The organism is Tabrizicola sp. (assembly GCF_030694085.1).
Classification (GTDB): Bacteria; Pseudomonadota; Alphaproteobacteria; order Rhodobacterales; family Rhodobacteraceae; genus Tabrizicola.
On the sequence record NZ_JAUXZE010000052.1, the window covers coordinates 1 to 3,322 of the forward strand.

At 63.4% G+C, this 3,322-nt stretch carries 2 protein-coding genes; both read right to left on the bottom strand.

What is annotated here, in order from left to right:
- Window positions 1-1,413 (bottom strand): type IV secretory system conjugative DNA transfer family protein (locus tag Q8M85_RS23380; RefSeq protein WP_305545440.1); only part of this gene is annotated, 1,413 nt, incomplete at its 3' end.
- A partial coding sequence (locus tag Q8M85_RS23385; protein ID WP_305545443.1) for a relaxase/mobilization nuclease domain-containing protein occupies window positions 1,406-3,322 on the bottom strand: 1,917 nt, incomplete at its 5' end. The genes Q8M85_RS23385 and Q8M85_RS23380, both read right to left, overlap by 8 nt.

The window sequence follows — 3,322 nt, forward strand, 5'->3', positions numbered from 1 at the left end:
GACCACGCGCTTGGTGGTCTTGCCCACGGCCTGGCTTAACTCTTCGATGGTCTTCTGCTCGGACGGGGTGAGGTAGAGCTTCACGCCCGCGCCGCCCTGCAGGGAACGGCGCGTGTTCTCGCCATAGATCTCGTCCAGCGCCGGGATGGTCTGGGTGACAATGGCGAGGTTCCCACCGAAAGAGCGCAGCGTCTTAATGCTCTCGGCGACGATCGGCATTTTTCCGAGTCGGTCGAACTCGTCGAGCATGATCATCACCGGCCAAGGCTCATCATCGCTCGGCTCCTGCGCCTGCAGCGAGGCGATCAGGTCCGAGAAGAACAGCCGGATAAGCGGAGCGAGAGGTCGGATCATCTCGGACTCGACCACGAGATAAATTGCGTGCGGCCGCCGCCGAATGTCCCGGAAGGAGAAATCTGAGGTCGCGGTTGCCGCGTCGATCGCCCGGTTGTCCCAGGTATCGAGACCCGAGGTCATCAAGAGCGAGAGGTAGGAGGTCAGGGTGTCGTTGTTGGTTGAAGCCATGCGCTCGAAGATCAGCTTGGCCGAGGCGTTCTTTACCTCCTGCGCGCGCTTCAGATATTCCTTCTGCTTGTCGCCACCCGAGGCGGTAATCCGGTAGATCTCGCCGATGGTCGGTACGCCGCGCTCGAAGGCCAGAAGGCCAGCCGCGACGAACAGGTCGATGCCACCTGCCAGAAGACCGCTCAACTTTTCGTTGTCGGTCTGCAGGAAGAGCTTGGCCGTGAGCTTCAGTTCCATCTGTTGCCGGTCGGGGTTGGTCATGGCGGCGATCCGGGCCAACGGGTTGTAGCGGTGTGTTGGCCGATCCCAGTCCGTCGGCGCGAAGCGAAACACCTTGTCGCCCATGCTGCCGCGAAAGCGGGAGGTCTCGCGAAAGTTCTCGCCCTTTACGTCGAGCACCACGGCGGAGCCCTTGTAGGTGAGCAGGTTCGGGATCACGAAGCCCACACCTTTGCCCCGACCCGTTGGGGCCACGATCAGCGCATGCGGAAAGGTCTTGGACACGAGGAAAGGGCGCTTCGATTTCGGAGGGCCGAGCTTGCCCAGAAGGAAGCCGCCGCCCGGTTTGGCGAAGAAGCCATTGCGCCTCATCTCGCCCCGGGTCTGCCAATGGGTCGTGCCGAAGCGCGTCAGGGCATCGCCCAGAAGCGTGACGCTCAGCAGGAGCGCTGCTATCCCAAAGCCTGCGAGGATGAGGTTTACCCAGAGAAAGTCGCGCGGGGCGGTTAGCCCAAGCGCCCGGTACTCCCGCGCAAGCAGGGTAATGTCGAAGTGCTGCGTCGACAGCTCGTAACGGATGGTCAGGTAGCCTGTGGCGACGACGTAGCCGATGGCGAGGCCGACCAGCGTCAGGCTCAGGATCCCGCCCGCGATCTTGCCCCTATCCATGGGTGATCCCCTTCTCGCCATGTGCCACGACGTGACGCGCGCGCTGCGCCTCGATCTGTTCCTCGGCCAATGCGTCGAGAACCCGCTCCATGGCAGGGCCGTGGGCGGTCACCTCGCTGCTCTCGAGATAGGCCTTGGCGAGTTCAAGCTGGCGCAGCGGCTCCTGACTGAACTTGTCCAGTACCTCGGCATTGCCTGCACGCAACGCTGCAACAGCGTCAGGCGTCAGGCTCTTGTCGATCTGCGCGACGAAGCGCTGCTGCTCCGCCTCTGACATTGGCGCCGGATCGCCGGCTTCTGCCCGGCGCAAATATTCGGCGACAGCAGGCGTCATCTCGGCGAGATATCGACGCTCGGCATAGTCTTGCCGCGCCTGGTCCTCGATCTCGAGGCTACGCTCACTGATGTAGGCGCGCGACGCCCCCATGGCGCGCAGCCGGTTGACCTCCTCCTGAACTGCCGCACCAAACTCCTCTTCGGGCATTTCCGTGCGGTAGAGCGCGAGAATACGTATGTCCTCGGTGATCGGGCCCAAGCGGTCGTAGGGGTCCCGCAAAGCAAGATCCATGTCGCCAGCATGAAGCGTCCGATCTTTCTCCTCGACGGCGTATTCCTGCGGCTTGCGACTGTCGGTGATCTTGTCCCAAGCCATCGAGGCCAGTTCAGCATGATCAGGCGATCGTTGTGCAAAGGCGTTGAAGGCGGCGCGGGCTTCTTCCACCTCGACGGCACCGGCCCGGCGCACGGAAGGGTCGTCCGAGAAGGGGTGGTCGAAATCTGTCCGGCGGTACTGGGCGACGAGGTCTTGGAAATCCCGGCGCTCGGACGGGGCAAAGGCGTCAGGCCGTTCGTTAGCGAGATCGCGCTCCGGCAGTGTAAGACGCTCAGCGAGAGCAACCTCGCCATCCTCCGTCTCATCCACATCGTCTATCGCCCGCAGGATGCGCGCGTCAGTCAAAGTGTCGCCCAGGCGGACATGGACGGCTTCCAGCCGGTCCAGTGCTTCCTCGCGGTCCTCGCCCTTCTCCAAGTCGAGATCGCCCGCCTTGGCAATGGCACGCAGATCCTGCGCCAACCACTGCCGTTCGAGTGCTGCGTTGCCGGCACCTTCGCGCATGCGGGCGGCGACGGCGTCGGGGTCAATACCTGTGCCCTGCAGCGCCTCGCTGAGGCGCGCCTTGATCGCATCGTCGTCGAAGCGTCCGAGCTGGCCCTCGCGCATATTGGCCCGCGCATAGACCCCGTCCGGGGATGGTGCGTCGAGGAGTGCGGCCGAGCGGTCCCCGAGCGGATTGAGATGTGCGACGGATACCAGCACATCGGTGAGCTTGCGCTCGATCTCCGGCCTCTCGGATGCGGGTGCCCTGTCGATCGCCGCTTCGATCTGACGGATATTTTGAGAAAACTCGGTGATCAGCGTGTCGAACGCCGTTTCGTCTTGGGACATGTAGATGGCTCCGTCAGATTGAATCTGACCGCCAGTGGTAAGGATGGTGCTGGCCCGCTCGAGTGCCTCGGCCACGTCATCGAAGTTCGACCGGGACGCCTCGGCAGCCAACCCCCGATAGGTCAGCACATTGCGCACCACCGTCTCCAGGGCTGCGGCCAGATCGGCCCCCGTGCGTTGCCGCTCGACAGGGGGCCGACCTTCGTCACGGGCCTTGTAGACCTCATCAATCTCGGCGCGGTAGGTCGTGACCCCCCGGTCAAGACGCCGTGTCGCCTCGAGCCGGATCCCGTGGACCTGCGCCGCCTCGACCATCGCCAGCCGGAAGGCGTCGTAGTTGAAGTGGTGATCCTTCCCGAGAAAGAACATTTCGCCATCCTTGCTGCGGCGGTTCAGAACGATATGCGCATGTGGATGCGCGCGATCTTGGTGTATTGCAGCAATATAGTCGAATTGCGACCC